The organism is Bacteroides sp. OM05-10AA, from assembly GCF_003439055.1.
Taxonomy (GTDB): domain Bacteria; phylum Bacteroidota; class Bacteroidia; order Bacteroidales; family Bacteroidaceae; genus Bacteroides; species Bacteroides intestinigallinarum.
Genome location: NZ_QSUR01000002.1, coordinates 304,775 through 330,055, shown reverse-complemented (window position 1 = coordinate 330,055; position 25,281 = coordinate 304,775). Strand labels below are relative to the sequence as shown.

The 25,281-nt window shown below is 41.0% G+C and carries 13 protein-coding genes; all 13 read left to right on the top strand.

Annotation, left to right across the window (positions count from 1 at the left end; all coding sequences use genetic code 11):
• Window positions 1–312 precede the first annotated feature (312 nt).
• The 13 genes from DXB58_RS02510 (at window position 313) to DXB58_RS02450 (ending at window position 25,268) form a co-directional block, all read left to right on the top strand.
• A complete protein-coding gene (locus DXB58_RS02510) occupies window positions 313–3,396 on the top strand; it encodes a TonB-dependent receptor (RefSeq protein WP_122135804.1) in 3,084 nt (1,027 codons plus the stop codon).
• Window positions 3,397–3,407: 11 nt separating this feature from the next.
• Window positions 3,408–5,408: a RagB/SusD family nutrient uptake outer membrane protein gene (locus tag DXB58_RS02505; protein WP_158571545.1), complete on the top strand. Its 2,001-nt coding sequence runs from the start codon at window positions 3,408–3,410 to the stop codon at window positions 5,406–5,408.
• Between the two features lie 24 nt (window positions 5,409–5,432).
• Window positions 5,433–8,228, top strand: a complete 2,796-nt coding sequence (locus tag DXB58_RS02500) for a SusC/RagA family TonB-linked outer membrane protein (protein ID WP_122135802.1) — start codon at window positions 5,433–5,435, stop codon at window positions 8,226–8,228.
• A 21-nt stretch (window positions 8,229–8,249) separates the two neighbouring features.
• Window positions 8,250–9,962: a RagB/SusD family nutrient uptake outer membrane protein gene (locus DXB58_RS02495; protein ID WP_117937003.1), complete on the top strand. Its 1,713-nt coding sequence runs from the start codon at window positions 8,250–8,252 to the stop codon at window positions 9,960–9,962.
• A 29-nt stretch (window positions 9,963–9,991) separates the two neighbouring features.
• Window positions 9,992–11,704 carry a hypothetical protein gene (locus DXB58_RS02490; RefSeq protein WP_122135801.1) on the top strand — a complete coding sequence of 571 codons (1,713 nt, stop codon included), beginning with the start codon at window positions 9,992–9,994 and terminating at the stop codon, window positions 11,702–11,704.
• A 58-nt stretch (window positions 11,705–11,762) separates the two neighbouring features.
• On the top strand, window positions 11,763–13,064 hold the full coding sequence (locus DXB58_RS02485) for a glycosyl hydrolase (protein WP_158571544.1): 1,302 nt from the start codon (window positions 11,763–11,765) through the stop codon (window positions 13,062–13,064).
• 39 nt (window positions 13,065–13,103) lie between these two features.
• The gene (locus DXB58_RS02480; protein WP_122135799.1) at window positions 13,104–14,321 is read left to right on the top strand and encodes a glycoside hydrolase family 27 protein; all 1,218 of its coding nucleotides are present in this window, start codon (window positions 13,104–13,106) and stop codon (window positions 14,319–14,321) included.
• Between the two features lie 345 nt (window positions 14,322–14,666).
• Complete coding sequence (locus DXB58_RS02475; RefSeq protein ID WP_122135798.1) at window positions 14,667–15,764, top strand: glycoside hydrolase family 26 protein; 1,098 nt, start codon at window positions 14,667–14,669, stop codon at window positions 15,762–15,764.
• 20 nt (window positions 15,765–15,784) lie between these two features.
• Window positions 15,785–17,986 carry an alpha-galactosidase gene (locus tag DXB58_RS02470; protein WP_122135797.1) on the top strand — a complete coding sequence of 734 codons (2,202 nt, stop codon included), beginning with the start codon at window positions 15,785–15,787 and terminating at the stop codon, window positions 17,984–17,986.
• 19 nt (window positions 17,987–18,005) lie between these two features.
• Window positions 18,006–19,448, top strand: coding sequence for a family 43 glycosylhydrolase (locus tag DXB58_RS02465; protein ID WP_122135796.1), 1,443 nt, complete (start codon window positions 18,006–18,008; stop codon window positions 19,446–19,448).
• 5 nt (window positions 19,449–19,453) lie between these two features.
• Window positions 19,454–21,940 (top strand): alpha-L-arabinofuranosidase C-terminal domain-containing protein, encoded by a 2,487-nt coding sequence (locus DXB58_RS02460; RefSeq protein WP_122135795.1) that lies wholly within the window; start codon window positions 19,454–19,456, stop codon window positions 21,938–21,940.
• Between the two features lie 54 nt (window positions 21,941–21,994).
• Complete coding sequence (locus DXB58_RS02455; protein WP_117932903.1) at window positions 21,995–23,995, top strand: alpha-L-arabinofuranosidase C-terminal domain-containing protein; 2,001 nt, start codon at window positions 21,995–21,997, stop codon at window positions 23,993–23,995.
• 97 nt (window positions 23,996–24,092) lie between these two features.
• Window positions 24,093–25,268, top strand: coding sequence for a glycosidase (locus DXB58_RS02450; RefSeq protein WP_117932901.1), 1,176 nt, complete (start codon window positions 24,093–24,095; stop codon window positions 25,266–25,268).
• Window positions 25,269–25,281: the final 13 nt, after the last annotated feature.

The following is a 25,281-nucleotide window of genomic DNA, read 5'->3' as shown; positions in this document are numbered from 1 at the left end:
GTTATAATTATTGTTATAGGCAAAGATACGATTTTAGAGCAATCGTTTGTTCGTATTATGTATCAGAATACTATCCCATTTGTATTATTTACCTTGCAAGAACGATGTCTTACGAGTCAGAACGGGCGATCACCCACAACTACCCAATTGTATTTAATAACCGTCCCTTTTGTATTTTGTCGCATTTGAGCTATATCTATGATTCATTTTAGGAATGTACTATATTAAATTATGTTCATTTTTGCATAAGATTCTTTGCGAATCTATCATAAGAATTTATATCTTTATTATTAACTTTAATTTAATTACACAATGAAAAAACAGAATGGATTGAAATTGTGGGGGTTACTTGCAATATGCCTTGTAATACCTCAAATCATTTCAGCACAATCAACCATTACTGTACGCGGAACCGTTGTTGATGATGCGGGCGAAACGATGATTGGGGTTTCGGTGCAAATCAAAGAAACAAAAAGCGGAACAATTACAGATTTTGATGGTAAGTATTCAATCAAAGCACCTGCCAATGCCACCTTGGTATTTTCCTATGTCGGCTATAAAACAAAGGAAATACCTGTTGCAGGAAAGAGTCATCGCGATGTAACGCTCGAATCCGACGCACAGACACTAGATGAAGTCGTTGTTGTAGCTTATGGTGCACAGAAAAAAATCACCATAACAGGTGCTGTAAGCAACGTGGGAGGAGAAGAACTCTTAAAGTCACCCACAGCTTCCTTGGGAAATGCTTTATCAGGTAAATTGTCAGGTGTATCATCCGTACAATATTCAGGTATGCCGGGAGGAGACGACCCGGTTATACAAATTCGTGGAGTTGGTTCGCTCAACAATTCCAACCCGTTAGTGTTAGTTGATGGAGTAGAACGCTCCTTTAACCAAATAGACGCCAATGAAGTAGAAGACATCTCTATCTTAAAGGATGCTTCGGCTACAGCAGTATTTGGAGTACGCGGAGCCAACGGTGTGATACTTATCACAACCAAACGTGGTGAGATAGGCAAAACAAAGATCAGTTTTTCCGGTTCTTACGGGATTCAACAGGTTTCAAGTTTTTTAGATATGGTTGATTCCCATACCTGGGCGAGTTTATATAACAATGCTCAATTAGGAGATGGGACTTCTCCCGACCAACTGCGCTTTTCTGAAAAAGCTATCCGACATTTCAAAGACGGAGACCAGCCTCTCCTGTATCCCAGTGTTGATTGGCTCGATTATGTAATGAAAGATTCTGCCCCCCAACAACAATACAATGTTTCTGTATCAGGAGGTAATAAAACGGCCCGTTATTTTGTATCAGTAGGTATGTTGTCACAAGATGGATTGTTCCGTTCCTTTTCTCAAGATAAAAATTCAAACTTCAAATACAAAAGGTACAACTATCGTGCCAATATAGATCTTACCTTGAATAAAAGAAACGAATTATCCATCAATGTCGGCGGTCGTATAGAAGATCGATACGAACTGGCAGCAGGAGAAGAAAGTGTTTTTGGCAGTTTACTCAATGCTGTACCGTTCGCCGGATATGGTATTGACGACCAAGGGCGTCATATTACGGCGAATAAAAGCTATGTCGGAGATTATGATAATGATGGACTATCTGCTTTTTACGGTCAGGGATATAATCGCAAAACAACCAATGTGTTGAACTTAGACCTTATATATAAGCTCAAACTTGATTTTATTACTCCCGGCCTCGACTTTAAGGTGAAAGGTTCCTACAACTCCGATTATACACAGCAAAAAAGACGCACTGGATCTGGGGTAACTTATGAACCGCTCTTGTTAGACGATGGGACTATAGCCTTGCGAAAAAGTGGTGATGTGTGGAACCTAGGATATGAAGAATCGTATTGGTTCAATCGCAACTGGTATGCAGAAGCCAGTTTAAACTATGCCCGTAAATTCGGTAATCACGACTTCACAGCACTTTTACTATATAATCAAAGCAAGTACTATTATCCGGAACCACAAGACAAAAAAATACCAAGTTATATAGATATACCTCATGGATATGTAGGCTTGGTAGGACGAGTAACCTATAATTATAAAACCAAGTATCTGGCAGATTTTAACATCGGTTACAATGGCTCTGAAAATTTTGCTCCCGGATATCGCTATGGATTATTTCCTTCGGTATCGTTGGGGTGGATCGCATCGTCCGAAAATTTCTGGAAACCTTTAGAAAAAGTAATCTCTTATTTTAAACTGCGCACATCTGTTGGACAAGTCGGCAACGACAATATGAATGATATGCGTTTCCTTTATTTATCGGGTACCTATAAAATTAATCATGGCAACGGATATAACTTTGGCTTAGGCACATGGCTCGGTAATGCATACGAAGAGACAGCAGGTAACCCGTTCATTACTTGGGAAACCGCCACTAAATGGAATTTTGGTGTCGACATGAAATTCTTCAACGATAAACTCAGTGCCAATATTGACGTTTTCTTTGAAGACAGAAAAGACATATTAATTGACAACGCCGCTAAACTACCGGGTATTACCTCGCAAAAATCCAGTTCTGTAAATGAGGGACGTGTGAAAAACAAAGGATATGAGATAGGGCTTTCATGGTCAAGCAAAATTGGAAACGATTTCCGGTTTACGATAAACCCGAGTATCACATACGCCCGGAATGAAGTAATTGAAAATGGAGAAGTACGCCCACAGTACCAACATTTATCAGGAAAAGGGCACCCTGTAGGTCAACGAACTGGCTACACGTTCTTTGAATTCTATGATCCCGGAAATACAGAAAGCAGATATCAACAAGCCTACGGCACAGCTATGCCTGAGCAAATGGTATCTCTAAAGCCCGGAGATTGTGTATATGTGGATATTACCAATGACGGTGTAGTCGATGAAAATGATGTTTGTGCCATGTATTATAGTGACATTCCCGAATACAACTTTGCTGCAAATATTAATTTACAGTATAAAGGATTCGACTTTTCTATGCTATGGACAGGTGCAACCCATGTAACCCGTAATCTACAAGGTGTTTACAGACAACAGTTTGGCGCAATGAGCAGATCAAATATGTTACAATGGGTTGCCGATAACAGTTGGACACAGGAAACGGCCCAAACAGCAACCCTCCCTCGCCTGTCCTTTATCAGTAAAGAAAACAACTCTGTCAATTCCAGTGTATATTATGCTGACGCTTCCTACGCACGATTGAAAAATGTAGAGTTAGGATATACTTTCAAGAAAATACCGGGCATTCCGCAGGTATCCAACCTCCGTGTCTATTTCTCGGGGTATAACCTGCTTACATTCTCCAAGTTCAAGGCCAATGACCCTGAAAGTCCATCCGATAAAATTAAATATCCTCTGACACGTATTTTCAATTTCGGATTAAATGTTAACTTTTAAATTGTATGACGATGAAATATATAAAATCAAAATTAGCAGTTTGGTCTTTGGTGCTAAGCATGCTTATACCAACCTTCGTAAGTTGTGTTGACGATTTTGCTGTGGGCGACTCCTTTCTAGATAAACAGCCGGGAGTGGACGTTACCTTAGATACCATTTTCTCGAAAGCCGAGTATGCACGGATGTTTCTTTGGGATAGCTACAAACATATCTATAACGGATTATCCGGACGTACTATTTATAACGCTGTAATGCCGGAAGCACTTAGCGATGTAGTTCACTCCTTCCTGGGATGGGGTGGCGTAATCAATCCTTATTATGCAGGCATGCACTCAGAAGCCGGAAACGGCAGTTATTCTGTTGATAAAATGGCATTTATTGGTAATAACGATCGCTTTGGAATTTGGGAGGCAATACGTAAAAGTTGGATATTTATTGAGAATATAGACCGTGTTCCCGATATGGATAGCAAAGAAAAGGCTCGCCTTAAAGCCGAAGCTAAATTAATAATTGCCACCCGTTATTTCGATGGAATATGCCACTTTGGAGGACTTCCTTTGGTAGATCATGCCTATGAAATCGGAGAACAATTCAAAGGGGGGTACGTAAGCGGAATAGTAGGTGAAGGAGAATTTGTACCGGGACGTGCTACCATTGAGCAAACAGCTACATTCGTTGACAATCTCCTTTTACAGGTCATCAACGAATCCGAGCTTTCATTTGCTATCGGCGACTATTTGAATGAAGGCGGACGTCTTAGCAAAGGTGGCGCTTATGCTTTACGAGCCAAACTATGGCTCTTTATAGCTAGTCCTTTGTTTAATGATACAGAGCCGTATCGGCAATACGATACCCCTCCAGTGTTTCCCGCAGGTTTTGGAGACAATGTAGACCCATTGCTTCGTATATGGTTGGGGCATAAAGATGAAAGTCTTTGGACTAAATGTGTTGAGGCTTGCGAAGATTTCTTCAAGGAAAACCAAAAGGCAGGTACTCCTTATGCTCTTGTGCAGCCTGCCGGAAATTCAGAAGGTGATTACCGCCGTGCTTATCGTTCAGCTTATTTTTCGCGAGGAACAACAGAAAAGATAATTGAAGTTAGAGGTGAAGGGAATGGCTACAGTGATGGCGAATACCTGTTGGAATGGGGAGCTAATGTGCCGGGAAATGTATCACACTATGGAGCTCATGCTCCGACAGTGGAATGGTTTAATATGTTCCCCTGGGCAAACGGTAAAAATTTTGATGGCCAGCGTGTATACAATACGCAGAACCTTGAAAACCTTGACATATTTGCTAATCGTGACCCACGTCTCTATGAAAGCATGCTTGTTCCGCAACGGAATATCAACAATTTCTATAATACTTATCAGAACAAGGATATTGATTGTTGGCAAGGCGGTAATCTGATTTCGGGAAACTGGTGGTTTACAAGTGGATATAATGCACACGGATTCGGACAATTCAAATGGGTATTGGATTATAGCCATATGGGTGACGAACGTTATTCATGGCCTTATCTGCGTATGGCAGATATGCATCTTATCTATGCTGAAGCATTGGCTCAGGCAGGACGTTCAGGCGACGCAATCAAAGAAGTAGATAAAGTACGTGCACGAGTTGGTTTACCTTCTTTGAGTGTAAACACAGATCTTAATCTCAGCGACAAAAATGTATTGGTAAATGAAATCTTGCGTGAACGTGCCTGCGAACTTGCTCTTGAAAATAGCCGGTTACTTGATCTGATCCGGTATAAAAAACAAGATGTATTTTGTTCTCCACTTCATCGCATGACTATTTATGCAAAAGATGCCCAAACCGGAGAGAAAACAGAGATTCCTTTCAGCCAAATGAATGGCGTATGGCCCAAGTTCATTTATGAAACCACTGCAATCTCCACTTTTGCAAGAGTTTGGTGGAGTGGAAACTGGGATAATAAATGGTATCTCTCTCCGATAAATAGACAAGAGATAAATAAGGACTATGGGCTTTCACAAAATCCTGGATGGTAATACCCTTTTTAATTCAATAGCATTATGAATAAATATATATCGAGAATCTGTTTGGCTGGCGTATTGGCATCTGCCTTGACAGCAAACGCACAGAATAAGCTGCAAGATAAAGACAGTATTAAGGTAGATTTGGGATTCGGTGTGGAACAAAAACTGTCTGTCTCATCAGCTGCCGCAACCATAATTACCTCAGAAGAACTGAAACAAACATCAGCAATTAATCTCCCGGATGCGCTGTACGGACGTTTGTTAGGACTAACGGCATTAAAAACCGGTGGTTTCTCCGGTGATGATAATTATGGAGCATGGTTTAATATACGAGGAGAGCAAACCACTTCGGAAAATGGGATATTAATCTTAGTAGATGGAATTAAACGCCCCATCGACCGTTTGACAGTGGACGAGGTGGAGTCCGTTACGGTACTTAAAGATGCAGCAGCCGTGGCACTGCTCGGTTACAAAGGTGTAAACGGAGCCTTATTGGTAAAGACCAAACGGGGAAAGGAAGGAAAACTGAATGTAGATGTGTCATATAACCACAAGTTCACTTTCTCTCCGAAGATTGCCGATTTTGTGAATGCCGAAACGTATGCAAAGGCTACAAACGAAGCGCGGGTGAATGACGGATTGGCTCCAACCTATTCTGAACTCGAATTGGAGCTGTTCAAGTTTGGTAGTGACCCTTATTATTATCCGAATGTCGATTGGAAGAATGAAGTTCTAAAAGATGTAGGTTCAGAAGATCAAGTGAATGTTGCTATCCACGGAGGCAGTGACAAAGTGAAGTATTTCACCATGCTTGATTATACAGGAAGCAGAGGTATGCTTAAAGGAACCAATCAGAGTGATTTCGATTCCCAATTGCGCTATTCCAAAGCTAATATTCGTGTCAATCTGGATTTCGCTGTTACTCCAACTACAAATATGGCAGTGAATGTACTTGCCAATTTTATCGAAACCAACGGACCTGCATCGAGCAGCGGAAACGATATTTTCTATCAACTCTATCGGCTTCCAGCAAGCGCTTTCCCTGTAAAAACGCCCAATGGAGTGTGGGGAGGTAATCAGAACTATGGAGATGCCAACCCTGTGGCACGCATACAAGATACCGGTCGAGGGAAAACCCATCAACGAGCTTTATATGCCGATGCTCGTCTGACACAAAATCTTAATTTTTTATTAGACGGTTTGAGCGCCTCTGCCCGAATTGGATATGATAATTATTCGCGTATTAACGAAAGTCATAGCAAAAGCTTTCAATATGGATATGTAGAATATACAGGCGACACAGGTGACAAGAATAAATCCAAAGAGGTTCTTTATGGAGATAAGGTAAATAGTTTAACTTATAGCAAAGGATTGAACAACCAATGGCGTTCTTCCCATTTTGCTTTATCGCTAGATTACCAGAAAGCGTTTGGCGACCATTCTCTAGCAACCTCCATCATTTATAATACGGAATCAGAAATCGGCATGGGCCAATACAATACGTTCTATCGGGCCAATATCATGGGCTATTTGAACTATGCATGGAGACAAAAATTAGTGGCAGATATAGTATTGGCAGCCAATGGTTCTAACCGTTCTTATCCCGAAAAGTGGGCATTCTCTCCAACGATGTCATTGGCATATATCTTTGCCAAAAAAGAAGACAGTCCTGTGCTTAACTATGGTAAAGTGAGAGGATCATTTGGTATCCAACATACCGATTATGTTCCCATCGAAGGCATTTGGCTTGAAAATTATGGTGGCGGCCACGGAAATGTAGTATTTAAACCTAGCTACGACGGCAGCTTTTGGGGGACCTATCTTTCATACTATCCGCTCAGCAGCTTTTCCCTCGAAACGGCTTATAAGTATGACATAGGAGTCGATCTGCGTTTGTTTAAAAGTCTGGATGTAACGGCAGACGTGTATTACAATCGCCGCAGTAACATCATGCTAAGTGCCAATGACCTCAACTCTTGGGTGGTAGGGCGTCCTAACTCCTATGCTGCCAAAGGAAAGGTAGATAGCTATGGAGTGGAACTCGGACTGAATTATGTAAAGCAATTCAATAAAGATTTTCTGCTCCGTGCCGGTGCTGCCTTCACATGGGGAACCAATGAAATTGTAGATTATATAGAAAACCCGTCGGAAGATTACCAATCACGCATCGGGCAACGTGTTAGTCAAGCTCAAGGACTCGAAGCTATCGGTTTCTTTAAGGACGAACAAGACATTGCCAAAAGTTCTGTACAACAGTTTGGTCAAGTACGACCGGGTGATATCAAATATAAGGATCAAAATAAGGACGGAGTAATCAACGAGAGTGATGAAGTCTATTTTGGTTATGGAAGCAGTGTACCGGAAACGAATTACTCATTTACGATTGGTACTCAATACAAACGTGTAGGGTTCAATGTTCTATTTCAAGGCATCTCCGGTTTGACTCAATACTTAGGCACAACAGGAGTTTGGGATTGTGTGAGAAATAACAATAATCTTTCAACGCATTATTTGGAAAATGCCTGGCGTCCCGGCAGTGACAATGCTAATGCACTTTATCCGAGACTCACATCTCTAGACAATCCCAATAACTACAGAGCAAATAGCGTGTGGTATAGTAATATCAATTGGTTGAAGTTACGGAATGTAGAAGTCTATTACTTACTTCCTGAAAACTGGTTGAAAAAAATATCAGTTTCCGATGCAAGGATCTATGTCAAAGGAGAAAACTTATTGACTTTCTCCAATATGGATGTGATGGACCCCGAACTTATAAATACAAATTATCCTACTATGAAGGGGGTAAGCATCGGATTCCTCGTTAATTTTTAAATCAATAGAATAACGAATATTATGAAAAGAATAGCTACATATTTGATAGTCGCAGCATCACTCATACTGAACGGATGTGTGGACCTCAATTACAGTGAGGTGGTAACGAACGATGAAGATTGGGTATATGACAGCCCGATTTATGGAATCGAAAAGTTGGTCAATGATATTTATGCACAATTTCTGAACGAATTTGAGAACAATTATGATGGAGCTTTTAGAGCGTGCGCTACCGATGAAGCCGATTATGCGTTATCAGGTTCAGATGTACATAGATTTTATAATGGTGGATGGACACCCAACAATCCGTTGCCAGAATACTGGAAAAACAATTATACCGCCATTCACGAGGCCAACAACTTCCTAGAGAAACTGGACAAGATATCATTGGAAGATTACATCTACAGTGTAAGCGAAGGAACAAACTATCCGGAGTTGAAAGCTCGTTTTGAACTGTTCCCTTATGAAGTCAGAGCACTCAGGGCCTATTATTATTTTGAGCTGGTCAGAGCGTATGGTGATGTACCTTTAGTACTCTCGACACTGACCATATCAGAAGCTAATAATGTAGAGCGGACCCCGGCAGACAAAGTTATAAAGTTTATAGTCGATGAGTGCGATGCCATAGCAGAGTACTTACCCATCAATTATCAAAACGAGATGAGTCAACAGTTGGGACGTACCAATCGTCCTTTCGTACTGGCTCTGAAGGCCCGTACGCTACTATATGCTGCTAGCCCACTTTTTAATCCCAACAACGACAGGAATAAATGGGAGGCAGCTGCTAAGGCCAATAAAGAAGTGATTGACAGATGTGCGGAATGGGGAATTGCATTAGATACGTATGCTTCTTTATGGGGAAATAATAGTTTTGTGAATAAAGAAATCATTTTCGCAGTAGCAAAAACAGAAGATAATACTTTTGAAAAACAAAACTATCCCATAGGTATCGAAGGAGGCCAAAGCGGGAATTGTCCAACACAAACACTGGTCGACCAATATGAGTATCAGTCAGGACCTTATGCAGGAAGGACTTTCGGAGAGATGCATCCCGGAACAATCGATTTGACCAGTGGCGCTCCTTATAACGGTTTGGATCCGCGTTTTGGAATGACAATCGTGAAAAACGGAGATCTTTGGCCTTTAAACAGCAATCAGCAGATGCCAATACAGACATATGAGGGTGGTTTTAACGGTTCACCAAAGTACAATGCCACACGTACCGGATACTATCTGAAAAAGTATGTGGACGGGAATACTGATTTAACACCCAATGTAAACAGCAGTTTCAGACATGCATGGATTGTTATGCGTCTTGCCGAGTTTTATCTGAACTATGCAGAATGTATATATCATATTACCGGTGATGCTGATTCAAAAGGAGATTATGGAATGTCAGCCAATGAAGCAATCAATGTGGTACGTGACCGTTCTGATGTTATGATGCCTCATTTTACTGGCAATCCCACAGATTTTCTAGTACGCTACGAACGGGAACGATTAATCGAATTTGCTTTCGAAGATCAGCGTTTCTGGGACGTACGCCGATGGAAAAAGGGAAAAACCTACTTCAAAACAATAGAAGGTGCCGAACTGGTAAAACAGGGTAACGGAAATATCATTTTAACCCGTAAAGCATTTTCTCGTCAGTGGGATGAAAAATATAATAAATTTCCGATTCCTTATTCTGAAATCAAGAAAAATACCAAATTGTATCAAAATGAAGGTTGGTGAAAATATTAATGATATAAAAATATAAGTATATGAGAAACAAGATATCATACCTTTGGATTATTGCTGCCATCATTCACATGTTCTTTTTTACAGCCTGTGAGGATGAGACAGAACAGGATCAGGCTGCCGGGCTGGCATTAAAAGCATATAGCCCGACAGTAGTAATGGCAGGAGGCGAAATGGTAATAACAGGAAGTGGGCTGAACCAAGTAAATTCAATCCTTTTCCCCGGAAATATAGAAGTGACTGATTTTGAAGTGGTAACATCCAATCAAATCAAGTTAATAATTCCCAGCGGCATAGATGAAGAAGGTGGTTTCCTAAAAATTGCTTCAGAAGATAAAACGATTGAGAGCTCGGTTGCAATGAGATTAGCCAAACCGGAGTTAAATTCTATGGACCCGGGAGATGAAGTCAAGACCGGACAAGAACTAACATTTAAGGGTGTTGATCTGGAATGTATCAAACAGGTAATTTTTCCTGCTAAAACAGAAGATCGACAAATTGTAATCAACGCTATCGATTTTATTCGCAAAGCATCTGATAATCTCAAAGTAAAAGTCCCGGCAGGAATAAAAAATGGAATGGATAGAATAATCCTCGTTGCAACAGATGGAACAACTTTAACATCTGAAGAAATAAGGCTGATACCTTCAGAAACAGGAGGAGAAAATATCCTATGGGAAGACAATTTCGTAATTGGAGATTGGGATACCTCATTGAACTTGGATGTGAACTATTTCCAAAAACTTTCCGTTGGTGATAAACTCCGATTCTATTTTACTCCGACCCCAGGTGATCATTGGCAGCAAATTGACCTTCGAGACAGTTCGGATAAAAGTTTCCCGGGATTTGAATTTGTAGGGCTTGTAGTTTATCCGGATGGGTATGCCGATTTAGAAGTCACCCAAGATGCGTACAATCGCATTATGGTAGGCGGTCTACTTGTACGGGGAGCCTTTTATACCTTAACAAAGGTCGAACTGATTAAGGGATCTCCGGTAGACCCTAGTTCAAATGTGATATGGGAAGGTGAATTTAAATCTGACAAAGCAGAAGGTGAGGATGGTTTTCTTAGCTTTAAGTTGGAGCCGAGTTATCTTTCTAACCTTGCTGTAGGACAAACTATCCGGATTTATTATAATTTCGACGAGAGAAACTATACAGGTTATTGGGGACAAGGTCTTTCCGGAATAAACCTTCGCTCTGGTAATGACGACAATGACCTTACCTTTGGGAACCCCCAAATCACAGATTTTCAGGATGTGCAACTCACCGATGTTGGATATTACGATTTGGTTGTTACACAAGCAGTGTATGACTGTATTAATCCCAATGGTACAAGTCCGGGACTTCTTATTCGCGGCTGGAAATATATTCTAACAAAAGTGGAGCTTATTCAAGATGATCCGATAGAACCATCCAATGTGATATGGAAAGGTGAACAGAAATATGGAGAATGGTATGATCTATTCCTGGATTTAAGTTATTTCCAAAATCTTTCTGTTGAACACAAGATTCGTATGTATTTTACTCCGAACCCAGAGGACGGTTGGCCACAAATTGATATTCGCGATAATACAGACACAAGTTTCCCAGGATTCGAATGGACGGGGCTTGATGTCTACCCTGACGGATATGCTGATTTAATAGTCACACAAGATGTATACGACCGAATTAGGAAAGGCGGATTACACATACGTGGATTTTTTTATACATTGACTAAAGTTGAACTTATATAATAAATAATATAATATGAATAATCGATTATTTAAATGTATTACAAATTTATTGTTCTGTATGTTGTTAGTAACATCATGCGAAAGCGATTCGAAGAATGTCGAGTATTCTCCGTTGCAACTACTCTCTGTCAAGCCAACGGCAGGAGAACAAGTCTCTCCTGGAGTTGTGGAAATAGTATTTGAATTTGATCAACCCATAACCATCAATGACGTCACTAAAATAACATTGAATAATAAAGTGGTGGAAAATGCCTATGCTGTAGCCAGATATTTAAAAGCAAGAGTTGAGGTAGAGTCGGAAAGTACAAACGTTTTTAAAATAGATACAAGAACCCTATCTATCTTTTCGACAGATAAGATGAATGAAACAGCATATTCAGTCGAGTTTACCGCTCCTGCCATTGACAATCCGGGTCCTGAATTCAATATTAGTGATACTCCTTGTAATCCGAATGCCGATGCCGGTGCCAGAGCACTATATACATGGATGCTTAAACAGCACGGAAAGAGAATAATCTCGGGTAGCACAGATGGAGACTCATTCAGTTATGCAAAACGAATTACCGGACATACACCTCTACTCAAAGGATTTGACATGCAGGCCTATAGCCTACATTATCCATACCTCTGGGGAGGCGACGGTCATACCTTCGGCCCCGATTTGAATAATCCTAGTACACCAGATGCGATAGCGTGGTATAACGATAACGATCAGAAGCCAATTATTGCCTTCACTTGGCATTGGCATTCCCCAATGGGAGGAGAACCTGGCAAGAATACATTCTATACAAATGAAACGGATTTTGATGCAAGTCAAGCTGTAATAGAAGGAACAGAGGAGTATAATGCAACCATAGGCGATATTGATGCAATTGCTGACCAGTTGAAAAAATTGAGAGATGCCGGTGTGCCTGTGTTGTGGAGACCTTTACACGAAGGCTCCGGAACTTGGTTCTGGTGGGGTGCTAAAGGACCGGAAGTTTATAAAAAATTGTGGAATATGATGTACGACAGACTCACAAACCATCATCAATTGAATAATCTCCTTTGGGTTTATAATGGCGGTGATGTCAATTGGTATCCCGGCGATGATAAATGTGACGTTATCACTGATGATGTTGGTCAAGATGATATTTATAAAGATAGATTCGAGAATGTATACAAGATAACTAATGGTAAAAAAATGCTGGGCTTAAGTGAAAGTGGGAATGCCATTATGGATCCAGATAAAGCATTAAGAGAAGGAGTGTATTGGTCATACTGGATGACATGGCACGATGCTATCAAAAATGGAGATCCCGAAGATTTAAAAGCCGTATATAATAATCCCAAAGTAGTTACATTGGAAAGCTATTATTAAATAGCTTGCTTTGATCTATTAATTATAAAATACAAGATAATGAGAAAAAACATTTTATTTTTACTGCTTTTTCTTACATCTCTGAATGTCTTTGCACAAAAATTTGAGGGGTTAGCCTTAACCCCTCAAATGGGATGGAACAGTTGGAATAAGTTTGGGACAGATATAAACGAACAAATGGTCAAGGAAATGGCAGATGCTTTGGTGAGCACCGGATTAAGAGATGCCGGTTATAACCATATATTGCTCGATGATGGTTGGATGGAAATGGAGCGAGACGCCCAAGGCAATCTGGTTCCTCATCGGAAGAAATTTCCGAATGGCATTAAAGTCGTTGCAGACTACGTACATTCCAAGGGATTGAAATTCGGTTTATACAATTGCGCAGGTTCAAAAACCTGCGCAGGGTATCCCGGCAGCCGTGGACACGAATATCAAGACGCACTTAAATATGCTGAATGGGGTGTCGATTACCTGAAATACGACTGGTGTAGCACTGGCAAACTGAATGCAGAGGAGGCCTATATAACTATGCGCGATGCCATTTATACAGCAGGCCGCCCCATTCTTCTGAGTATTTGTGAATGGGGGACCGATGCTCCTTGGAAATGGGCACAATCGGTAGGTCATAGCTGGCGGACAACCGGTGACATCTACAACTGTTTTTCATGTAAACACGACCATGGCGGATATTTCTCATGGGGAGCACTGAACATCTTGGACATGCGCGATCAGGACGAACTTCGCAAAGCTGCAGGACCAGACCATTGGAATGACATGGATATGCTCGAAGTAGGAAATGGTGGCTTGACGCCGGATGAAGAACGGACGCATTTCGCATTATGGACCATTCTCAATTCACCTCTTTTGCTGGGTAACGATTTGCGTAATATGTCACCTCAAACATTGGACATACTTACTAATAAAGAAATTATAGCCATTAATCAGGATTCATTAGGTATTCAAGGTTTCAAATATAAAAAAGAAGGAACAATTGAAGTATGGGTAAAGCCTATGGCAAACAATGAATGGGCCATCTGTTTCTTCAACCGCTCACAGCAACTTTCAGATTTCACTTTTAACTGGGAAAGGGAAACCATCAAAGACAATGTATTTGATAAAGAAATTACATTCAACAGAGACAACATCTATAAGATCAGAGATTTGTACCAACACAAAGTGATTGGGAATACAAAGAAAGCTTTGAAACAGAAGTTGGAGCCTAATCAGTCATTAGTAGTAAAGATATTCAAATAATTGATATCAATTATAGTGTTGATGAAACAACCTAATTATACAAATAATCTTCAATCTTGCCGGATGCCAAAGTTATTTCTTTGGTATCCGGTTCTTCATATCTCATATATCCCGGTTCTAACTTAATTCCACTAATAGAATACATATCGGAAACAATAACTTTTCTTGAACACTAGAAACAATATTCCTCTTGAATGTATCAAAAGAAGGTATCAAATGTATTATCAGACAAATCCGGACGGTGTAAAAGCCATATGGGAATAGCTATTTGTATCCTCCTTTTTATCTTTGCTTCCGACAAATCACCGAATTGCGATTATTAATCATGAACTTTAAATATATAGTATGATAAAAACAAATTTAATTGCCATAGCAGGTCTGTTTCTGATAGGAATGTCTGCTTGCCAAAAAGAAAATGCGCTTCCAAAACGGACTCATGAAACCGAATGTTTATTGAAGTCATTAAAGCTTCTTCCCGAAACCGGATATATGTTCGGACATCACGATGCAACTTCTTATGGTATCGGTTGGGATGGAGATGCGGATAGAAGTGATGTGAAAAGTGTATGTGGTGCTTATCCGGCTGTCATGTCTTTTGATTTGGGACGCATCGAACTGGGTAATGACAATAATCTGGATAATGTTCCTTTTGAAAGAATAAAAAATGAAATCATTTCACAATATAATAGAGGTGGTATGAGTTCATTAAGTTGGCACATGGATAATCCGGTTACAGGGAAAGATTCCTGGGACGCAAGTGATACGACTGTAGTTACTTCAATTCTTCCCGGAGGAGCCTATCATGAGAAATTCACAGGCTGGCTCGACAAAGCTGCTGAATTTATAAATTCAGTAGTTACGGCAGATGGAGTAAAAGTTCCGATTCTTTTTCGTCCATGGCATGAGCATACAGGAAGCTGGTTCTGGTGGGGGCAAAACCTTTGCTCTGCAGAAGAATACAAAGCCCTATGGAAAATGACCTATGAGCACATGCAGAAAAAAGGGGCAAACAATCTTCTTTATGCCTATTCTACCGGATCGGAGCCCAATGATACTACCGAATATTTGGAACGTTATCCGGGAGACGACATTATTGATTTGATTGGTTTTGACACTTATCAGTTCAATCGTCAAGATTATGTGAATACCATGGAAAAATCACTATCTATTCTTACAGAAGTCGGTAAAGCGCATCAAAAACCAATCGCTGTCACTGAAACCGGATTCGAGACAATCCCGGATTCCGTATGGTGGACAGAAACACTCATGCCGGTGATCGATAAATATCCGATCACTTATGTACTTGTCTGGCGAAATGCCCGCGAAAGAGAAGGGCATTATTTCGCACCTTACCCAGGACAAACATCTGCAAACAATTTTGTAGATTTCTATCATTCACCGAAAACACTCTTTATTGGAGATAACTTTACACTATATAAATAAGAACAGAAATAACGAATATCATGAGAAAATACTTTTTAGTCGCAGGAATCTGTTTGTTTACTGTCAACTTGTTTGCGCAGAACGTATGTATTTCAACTCCGGGGACATCACTGGTTTTGTCCGCCCCTACAGGAGGAGATTTAAGATATGTGTATTACGGCAATAAATTGTCAGCAACAGATGTAACTACCATCAATCAGACTGGAAGCGACAACTACTCGGCATATCCGGTATATGGTTTGGGAGGAGCCAGCGAGGCAGCCTTAGCAGTTAAGCACGCCGACGGAAATATGACCCTACAAATGACAGTCACAGATGTGAAAACGAACCAAGAGGGTAATGCGAAAATCACAATTGTCAAAATGAAGGATAAGGTATATCCTTTCTTTGCCAACATCTGCTACAAAGCGTACCAAGATGTAGATATTATCGAAGTCTGGACTGAAATCAGCCATCAGGAGAAAAATCCGGTATTATTGAATCAGTTTGCTTCCGCCTACTTGCCGATACGTCGAGGTGAGGTTTGGTTATCTCATTTATATGGTTCTTGGGCAAATGAAGGACGTTTGGCACAAGAACCTTTAAAACCGGGAATGAAAATCATAAAGAATAAAGACGGAGTACGTAATTCGCATACAGCACACGCGGAAGTGATGTTTTCACTCGATGGCAAACCGCAAGAAAACACAGGAAATGTGATCGGCGCAGCCTTGTGTTATAGTGGCAATTACAAATTACGTATTGATACTGACGACAGCGAATATCATCACTTCTACGCCGGCATTAATGAAGACAATTCATCTTACAACCTGCCAAAAGGAGAAGTTTTTCGTACTCCGGAACTTGCGCTGACCTATAGCAAAGAGGGATTAAGCGGAAGCAGCCGTAATTTCCACCGATGGGCACGAATATACAAATTGGCACATGGAACTTCTCTACGTAAAATCCTGCTGAATAGCTGGGAAGGTGTTTATTTCGACATCAACGAGCAGGGTATGGACCAGATGATGAGTGACATTGAGTCTATGGGAGGCGAGTTATTTGTGATGGATGACGGTTGGTTTGGAGATAAATTTCCGCGTAAATCGGATAATTCTTCCTTAGGCGACTGGAAAGTGGACAAGAGGAAATTGCCAAACGGCATTAGAGGCTTGGTGAAAGATGCACAAAAACACGGCATCAAATTTGGAATCTGGCTGGAACCGGAAATGACGAATACGACTAGCGAACTCTATGAGAAACATCCCGATTGGATCCTTAAAGCACCGGAACGTGATCCGATCACCGGACGCGGAGGGACACAACTCGTATTGGATCTTACCAATCCGGAAGTACAGGACTTCATATTCGGGGTTGTTGATAACTTGATGACCGATAATCCGGAAATTGATTATATCAAATGGGATGCCAATATGTCGATTATGAATCATGGCTCCAGCTATTTACCCAAAGATAAGCAAAACCATCTTTACATAGAGTTTCATCGTGGATTCGAGAAAATATGCCAACGCATTCGTGCCAAATATCCGGATTTGACTATTCAGGCATGCGCAAGTGGAGGAGGCCGTGCCAACTATGGTGTATTGCCTTATTTTGATGAGTTTTGGGTAAGCGATAATACAGATGCTTTGCAACGGATATATATGCAGTGGGGAACATCTTACTTCTTCCCGGCTATTGCGATGGGATCGCATATCAGTGCCACCCCCAATCATCAAACTTCTCGCACGATTCCTTTGAAATACCGTGTTGATGTGGCAATGAGCGGACGTCTGGGAATGGAAATACAACCTAAAAATATGACTGAAGAAGAAAAAGCACTTTGTAAGAATGCAATTGCCGAATATAAAAAGATACGTCCTGTTGTACAATTGGGTGACATTTATCGCTTATTGTCTCCCTATGATAACCAAGGCGTTGCATCTTTGATGTATGTGTCTCCAGAAAAAAATAAAGCTGTTTTCTACTGGTGGAAGTTAGAGCAATTCTGTAATCAACACTTACCACGTGTGAAGATGGCTGGCTTATCGCCAGAAAAGCTCTACAAAATACATGAATTAAACCGTATTGACAACATTCTTTTAAAATTCGAAGATCAAGTCTTTACTGGTGAATACCTCATGGCTAACGGTTTGGAAATACCTTATAAACATACCGTGGATTACAACAAACAAACTGACTACACTAGTCGTGTACTCTATTTGGAAGAAGTGAAACAGTAAAACCCTATAAAGAAATATTATGAAAAGATTCTTTTTAGCAGCATTGTTATTGATAGCAGGCAAAGCAAGCCTGAGTGCTCAAACTATCGAAATACCTTTTACCGGAGACTATGCCGATCCTACCATTGTGCGGGTTGGTGAGGATTTCTATATGACTCATTCCTCCTATAACTATTACCCCGGACTATTGGTGTGGCATTCAAAAGATCTGAAAAAATGGACACCTGTCACCCGTACTTTACATGAAAATGTAGGTACTGTATGGGCTCCGGATATCACTTATACCAATGGCAAGTTTTATATCTACTTCCCTACCAATTTAGGAGGTAATTATGTGGTGACAGCTGATCATATAGAAGGTCCATGGACAACACCAGTCAAACTTGAAGTGAATGGAATTGATCCGGGACATATTGTAGATGCCGAAGGAAACCGATATCTGTATGTGAATGGCGGAGGATATGTCACACTTGCTAAGGATGGTCTGTCGGCAACCAGTAAGGAGAAATATATTTATCGTGGATGGGAGATTCCTCGCGATTGGCCGGTTGAATGCCATTGCCTGGAATCACCGAAGCTATTCTTCCATCAAGGCTATTATTATATGGTATCTGCCCAAGGAGGTACTTCAGGGCCATCTACCAGCCACATGGCAATCGTGGCACGTTCGAAAAAAGTGGATGGACCTTGGGAAAATAGTCCTTATAATCCTTTAATTCATACCTATGACCCCAGTGATGAATGGGTGTCTAAAGGACATGCCACTCTTTTTGATGACACTAAAGGTAACTGGTACGCAGTTTATCATGCATTCAAGCGTGAAGAACGTCCTCAAGGGAGATCGACTTTAATTCAACCTATCAAATGGACAAAGGATGGTTGGCCTGTATTGAAAACATCTTCTAAAGAAAAATATGTAGCTTATACCAATACGCGTCCTCAATCTGATGATTTTAACACCGGAAAATTGAATTGGCAATGGAGTTTTTGGGGAATTGACTCTCCTACCGACTATCAACTGAACAATGGAAGTGTCACATTAAAAGGTTCGAAAGATAAACTCCGCGCCTTGATAGCTATCGCTTCGGATGCAGACTATGAAGTAACTGCTGAAATTGAAACGGAAGGAAATGTGGAAACCGGATTAGCATTGATGTATAATGATGGAGTCTATGCCGGTATTGGATTGAATAAAGGAATTATCCAGGGTTTGTGGCATGGAGCACCTTCCTGGAGTACTTTCGACGCCAAAGATTGCAAATTTCTTAAACTGAAAGTAGAGAAATACACCATCTCTGTTTCATATAGCAATGATGGTGTGAACTGGTTGGGATATCCTCATGGTTTTGATGTGTCGGGATATCATACTAACATTTACGGCGGCTTCTATTGCTTGAAACCAAGTATCTTATGCAAAGGAGAAGGTAGTGTTACCATTAAGAATGTAACCTTCAAATATTAATATCAATGAAACGCTTTAAGTCGATTATAGTAATAGCATTTATTATGACCGCCATTCCAATGAAGGCGAACCAACCTGACTCTGTTTATCTTTTCTCATATGCGAAGCACGGGGGGACTAGCGGTCTACGTTTTGCATGGAGTGCAGATGGTAAACAAAACTGGATGCCCGTGTGCGGTGATTTTGAATATGTGAAATGTGATTTTGGTCCATGGGGACGTGAGAAGAAAATGATCACTCCTCATCTACAACAAGATGTCCAAACCCAAAAATGGCATTGTGTATGGTACCTTTCAGAGAGCGGTAAGGCTTTAGGACATACTGCTTCAAAAGATTTACTGGATTGGGAGGCTCAAAGTTATTTCGCCCCTGAAGTATTAAGCAAGTACCAACCCGCTCAAGCCTATCCGACTAAGGCTTCCAAAGTGATAGTGGCAGGTAATGAGGAACAAGGTTATGTACAGCGTGTACCCTGTGATATATTAACAGATTTGGTGCGCTTTGCCGAACATAAGAGATACCGCCAACAACTGAACGATGAACATGCCGGGCAGGATTCGATACGCTTTGCAGGTTTGGAGCCTGTGATGACTGAAATCATTGTCAATACGAAAGACGCAAAAGCAATTAGTGATAAGTTTATTGGCATCTTTTTTGAAGACATCAACTACGCTGCCGATGGCGGATTATATGGAGAACTAATACAAAACCGCGACTTTGAATATTTCTTAAACGAAAATCCCTGGGATAAGAGCTGGGGACCAACTAAAGCCTGGAGCATAAAAGGGAATGCAGAGTTTAACATCGCTACTGAAAATCCTTTGCATGCAAACAATGCGAACTACGCCATTTTAAAGATTCATTCCATAGGTGCATCGTTCTCAAACGAAGGATACGATGGCATTAACTTGAAGAAAGGAGAAAAATACAACTTTTCACTTTGGGGACGTATTCCGGCTACAGCCAAGGGAGGCAAAATACTAATAAAATTGCTTGATGAAAAAGGCCATACGGTAGGTAGCACTACCATATCAGTTACATCCAGGCTGTGGAAACAACGCAAAGCGGTAATTACCGTGACTGAAAATGTAAAATCAGCCTCATTGGCCCTCATTCCTCAAACAACAGGCGAATACCACTTGGATATGATTTCTCTCTTTCCCCAAAACACCTTCAAGGGGCGCATAAATGGTTTACGTGCCGATCTGGCTCAAACCTTAGCAGATCTGCATCCTCGTTTTGTGCGTTTCCCCGGTGGCTGTGTAGCTCATGGCAATGGTTTGGATAATATATATGACTGGAAAGGTTCTATCGGTAAACTCCATGAGCGTAAGCCTTTACGTAGTTTATGGGGCTATCACCAGACACGTGGCTTGGGTTATCACGAATACTTTCTCTTTTGCGAAGACCTTGGAGCAGAACCTGTACCTGTAGTAGCCGCTGGTGTACCTTGTCAAAACAGCGATTGGAAGCATAAGCATACACACGACGAACTAACGACCTTCGGACAACAAGGAGGTATTTCCATGGAAGATATGCCGAAGTATGTACAGGATGTACTCGACTTAATTGAATATGCCAACGGTGATGCCAAGAAAACTGTATGGGGTAAGAAACGTGCCGAGGCCGGTCATCCCCAACCCTTCAATTTGAAGTATATCGGCATCGGTAATGAAGATTTGATTACAGAAGTCTTCAAAGAACGCTTTCTGATGATTTATAATGCAGTGAAAGAGAAGTATCCCGAAGTAACAGTAATCGGTACTGTCGGTCCTTTTTACGAAGGAAGCGACTACAACGAAGGTTGGAAGTTAGCTACCAAGCACCAAGTACCTGTGGTAGATGAACACTACTATGTGGCCCCAGGTTGGATGATCCACAACCAAGACTACTATGATGGTTACGACCGTAACAAAGCGAAGGTTTATTTAGGTGAATATGCAGCTCATTTGCCTAATCGCCCTAATAATATTGAAACAGCGTTAGCAGAAGCCCTTTATCTGACTTCTGTAGAACGTAATGCTGATATCGTCATCATGACATCCTATGCACCTCTTTTGGCAAAAGACTATCATATGCAATGGTGTCCTGACCTGATTTACTTCAACAATCAAGAGGTGAGACCCACCGTAGGTTATTACACTCAACAAATGTACGGTCAGAATCCCGGTACTCATTACTTGACTTCCCAAGTGAAAGTGAAACACGAACAGGAAGGGGTGAAGAAACGTATCGGTGTTTCTGTGGTAAAAGATGAATATAGCGGTGATTATATCGTTCGTTTAGTGAATATGCTTCCGGCTACTGTCAATACAAAAATTACACTGAAAGATGTAGATTTACAACACCCCACAGCTACCAGAACTTTACTTACAGGTGCTCCAACGGACCAGACTTCCAAACCTGTTATAACGCCATTCGAACTCTCTTCGAATGAATTTGATTATGCAATGCCAGCGTACTCATTTACAGTCATTCGCGTAAAACCGTGAGATGACGAACATAGACAGACTGATTTCTCAACCTATAATAAATAATTTAATGTAATGAAAAAAAACAAACTCTCAATAATAGCATTGGTCTGCCTTTCAGTTCCGGTGGCGGGACAAACGTTCGACCATTACCAAGCACAAACCAAGGAGCTTGTAATCTCAACCAAGAAAATCGGAGCGGAAATTCAACCCACGATGTATGGCTTGTTCTTTGAGGATATCAACTATGCAGCTGATGGCGGTTTGTACGCAGAGTTAGTAAAAAACCGTTCGTTTGAATTCCCACAGCCTTTATTGGGTTGGAAAGCATTCGGTAAGTTTGAAGTGAAAGATGACGGACCTTTCGAGAAAAATCCCCACTATGTACGTCTCTTCTATAAAGGACATGGGCATAAGCTCACCGGTTTGAGTAACGAAGGCTTCTTTGGTATTGGTGTAAAGAAAGATGCCGAATATCGTTTTTCTGTTTGGGCACGAATCCCAGATGGAGGCAAAGCTGCAATGATTCGTGTCGAGTTAGTGAATACCAAGACAATGGAAGAGGGACATGCCTTTGCATCGGAACGCATTACTGTCGATTCAAAGGAATGGAAAAAGTATCAAGTAATTTTAAAACCTTCGATGACTAATCCAAAGGCTGAACTTCGTATATTTCTGGAAGGTGTTGAAACTATTGATTTAGAACATGTTTCGCTCTTTCCTGTGGATACTTGGAAGGGGCATGAAAATGGTTTACGTAAAGACTTGGTCCAGCTTTTAGCCGACTTGAAGCCCGGTATTTTCCGCTTTCCTGGTGGATGTATTGTAGAAGGCACTGACTTAGAAACTCGTTACAACTGGAAAAACTCGGTTGGTCCGGTTGAGAATCGCCCATTGAACGAGAATCGTTGGCAATATACCTTTGCTCATCGTTACTACCCTGACTATTATCAAAGTTACGGTTTAGGTTTTTATGAATACTTTTTAATGTCAGAAGAGATTGGTGCAGAGCCTCTTCCTATATTAAGTTGTGGTCTGGCATGCCAGTTTCAAAACTATCATATCAGCGCTCATGCCGCACTTGAAGAATTGCAGCCATATATCCAGGATGCGCTCGATTTAATTGAGTTTGCTAACGGTGATGTGACAACTAAATGGGGAAAACTTCGTGCCGAAATGGGACATCCGGCTTCATTCAACTTGAAGTTCATCGGTATTGGGAACGAACAATGGGGACCTGAATATCCAGAACGTTTAGAACCATTTATTAAAGCCATCCGTGCTGTTTATCCCGATATCAAGATCGTGGGTAGTTCCGGTCCCCATTCGGAAGGTAATGATTTCAACTATTTGTGGCCAGAAATGACACGTTTGAAAGTTGACCTGGTAGATGAGCACTTTTATCGCCCTGAAGATTGGTTCTTAGCCCAAGGTTCCCGGTATGACAACTATGACCGTAAAGGTCCGAAAGTATTTGCCGGTGAATATGCTTGTCATGGTAATGGTAGAAAATGGAACCACTTCAATGCAGCTTTAATGGAAGCTGCGTTTATGACAGGTTTGGAACGTAATGCAGATATCGTTCATATGGCAACGTATGCTCCTTTGTTTGCTCATGTGGAGGGTTGGCAATGGCGTCCTGACTTGATCTGGTTCGATAATTTGAAATCAGTTGGTACTGTAAGTTACTATGTGCAGCAGTTGTATGCTACTTACAAGGGTACTAACATGCTGAAATTAACCATGAATAAGAAACCAGTAACCGGTTCAGAGGATCAAAACGGTTTGTTTGCAAGTGCAGTATTAGATAAGGATAGTAATGAAATTATTGTCAAAGTCGCCAATGTTTCTGATGAGCCCCAAGCTTTATCTATAAAGATAGATGGTTTGAAAAAGAAAGAAACCTTAAAAGGCGCCCGTGCTATTAAACTCCAAACAGACAATATATTGAAAGAAAATACGCTAGATAACCCCTATGCAATTATTCCTCAAGAATCGATATTGGCTGTTAACGGAAATATACTGAATGTGACAATTGAACCTAAAACATTTGCAGTATATGTATTGAAGAAATAGACCATCATAAAAATAAAATGCTACCTCAATGATCTTCTTTATTCGAAAGAGGAGAAGCAGTCTTTAGTATAATTTGAAACACTTAAAAAATAGAAAGATGACTTCTTTTAAAAATAAATTACAAACACTTTTTGAAGAGTACGAACAGTTAATCACTCGTACAAACAAGCCATTGGAAAATGGAAATGGTATTTTCACACGTTATCAATATCCCATACTCACAGCAGCTCATACTCCCGTCTTCTGGCGGTATGATCTGGATGAACAAACAAATCCGTTTTTGATGGAACGTATTGGCATGAACGCCACCCTAAACTCCGGCGCTATCAAGTGGAATGGAAAATACTTATTGATAGTCCGTGTAGAAGGAGCCGACCGCAAGTCTTTTTTCGCAGTGGCTGAAAGTCCTAATGGAATTGACAATTTTCGTTTCTGGGATTATCCGATAGTGATGCCTGAAGATATCATTCCTGCCACGAACATTTATGATATGCGTTTGACAGCTCATGAAGACGGATGGATTTATGGAATCTTCTGTGCAGAACGCCACGATGACACAGCTCCGGCCGGCGATCTTTCGTCTGCTACGGCAACCGCTGCAATAGCCCGTACGAAGGACTTGAAAATATGGGAACGCTTGCCGGATTTAAAAACAAAAAGCCAGCAACGTAATGTGGTTCTTCATCCGGAGTTTGTAAATGGAAAATATGCTTTGTACACACGCCCCCAAGATGGTTTTATCGATGCCGGCAGCGGTGGCGGTATTGGCTGGGCACTACTGGACGACATGACACATGCAGAAGTAAAAGATGAAATAATTATCGACCGGCGTTATTATCACACCATCAAGGAGGTGAAAAATGGAGAGGGTCCCCACCCTATCAAAACTCCGCAAGGATGGTTACATCTGGCACACGGAGTACGAGGGTGTGCTGCCGGGCTTCGTTATGTGCTTTATATGTACATGACCTCGTTGGAAGATCCGACAAAAGTGATCGCCTCTCCGGCTGGTTTCTTTATGGCTCCGGAAGGAGAAGAACGCATCGGAGATGTTTCCAATGTACTCTTTACCAACGGATGGATTGTTGATGAGGATGGCAAAGTGTTTATCTACTATGCTTCTTCCGACACACGTATGCATGTGGCTACTTCTACGGTTGACCGATTGGTGGATTATTGCCTGAATACCCCGTCTGACGGTCTGTCTTCCTCGTCTTCGGTGGCTACGCTGATAAAGCAAATAGAGAAGAACCTTCGTTTGATGAATAAATAATCATCTACTCAAT

What these genes read in the sequence shown, in the direction of transcription:
- DXB58_RS02500 (WP_122135802.1), top strand. Translation starts at nt 5,433, where the DNA reads ATGAATAAATATATATCGAGAATCTGTTTGGCTGGCGTATTGGCATCT.
- DXB58_RS02505 (WP_158571545.1), top strand. Translation starts at nt 3,408, where the DNA reads ATGAAATATATAAAATCAAAATTAGCAGTTTGGTCTTTGGTGCTAAGC.
- DXB58_RS02510 (WP_122135804.1), top strand. Translation starts at nt 313, where the DNA reads ATGAAAAAACAGAATGGATTGAAATTGTGGGGGTTACTTGCAATATGC.
- DXB58_RS02475 (WP_122135798.1), top strand. Translation starts at nt 14,667, where the DNA reads ATGATAAAAACAAATTTAATTGCCATAGCAGGTCTGTTTCTGATAGGA.
- DXB58_RS02470 (WP_122135797.1), top strand. Translation starts at nt 15,785, where the DNA reads ATGAGAAAATACTTTTTAGTCGCAGGAATCTGTTTGTTTACTGTCAAC.
- DXB58_RS02465 (WP_122135796.1), top strand. Translation starts at nt 18,006, where the DNA reads ATGAAAAGATTCTTTTTAGCAGCATTGTTATTGATAGCAGGCAAAGCA.
- DXB58_RS02490 (WP_122135801.1), top strand. Translation starts at nt 9,992, where the DNA reads ATGAGAAACAAGATATCATACCTTTGGATTATTGCTGCCATCATTCAC.
- DXB58_RS02480 (WP_122135799.1), top strand. Translation starts at nt 13,104, where the DNA reads ATGAGAAAAAACATTTTATTTTTACTGCTTTTTCTTACATCTCTGAAT.
- DXB58_RS02450 (WP_117932901.1), top strand. Translation starts at nt 24,093, where the DNA reads ATGACTTCTTTTAAAAATAAATTACAAACACTTTTTGAAGAGTACGAA.
- DXB58_RS02455 (WP_117932903.1), top strand. Translation starts at nt 21,995, where the DNA reads ATGAAAAAAAACAAACTCTCAATAATAGCATTGGTCTGCCTTTCAGTT.
- DXB58_RS02495 (WP_117937003.1), top strand. Translation starts at nt 8,250, where the DNA reads ATGAAAAGAATAGCTACATATTTGATAGTCGCAGCATCACTCATACTG.
- DXB58_RS02485 (WP_158571544.1), top strand. Translation starts at nt 11,763, where the DNA reads ATGTTGTTAGTAACATCATGCGAAAGCGATTCGAAGAATGTCGAGTAT.
- DXB58_RS02460 (WP_122135795.1), top strand. Translation starts at nt 19,454, where the DNA reads ATGAAACGCTTTAAGTCGATTATAGTAATAGCATTTATTATGACCGCC.